Origin of the sequence: Halomonas sp. ND22Bw, assembly GCF_003011945.1 — a bacterium.
In the GTDB taxonomy this organism is placed as follows: domain Bacteria; phylum Pseudomonadota; class Gammaproteobacteria; order Pseudomonadales; family Halomonadaceae; genus Halomonas; species Halomonas halophila.
The window spans coordinates 1-352 of the sequence record NZ_PXWD01000370.1 but is presented as its reverse complement, the minus strand read 5'-3'; the positions used below and the strand labels follow the sequence as shown (position 1 = coordinate 352).

Below are 352 nucleotides of genomic sequence, written 5' to 3'. Positions count from 1 at the left end.
AGACGCGTGCGCCGATCCGTTCGGCAATGTGGCTCCACGAAAAACGGAAGACCAGGGCAGAGCCGATCACGCCACCGGCGATGGCGATCAGCGCGGAACCGGTGAAGCCCATCCACTTCACGCTCAGCGGGCCGACGAAGTAGCCGAGCACGCCGCCGCCGTGACCGGGCAACCGGAACTCGAGGCGGTAGAGGCGAGACCATTCGAGCATGGCGCTGGCGCAAAGCAGCAGGACCAGGCCGAACCAGAAGGCGAGCCGGCTCCGGTTGAAGCGGCCCAGCGGCGCCGGTGCGGGCGCACCGCCGGCTTCGCCACCGCGCAGCCAGCCGGCCAGCGACGACAGCCACACGCG

At 70.2% G+C, this 352-nt stretch carries 1 protein-coding gene; it reads right to left on the bottom strand.

What is annotated here, in order from left to right:
• The coding region (locus tag CVH10_RS18490) for a DNA translocase FtsK 4TM domain-containing protein (RefSeq protein WP_181244492.1) at positions 1-352 on the bottom strand (352 nt) is incomplete at both ends.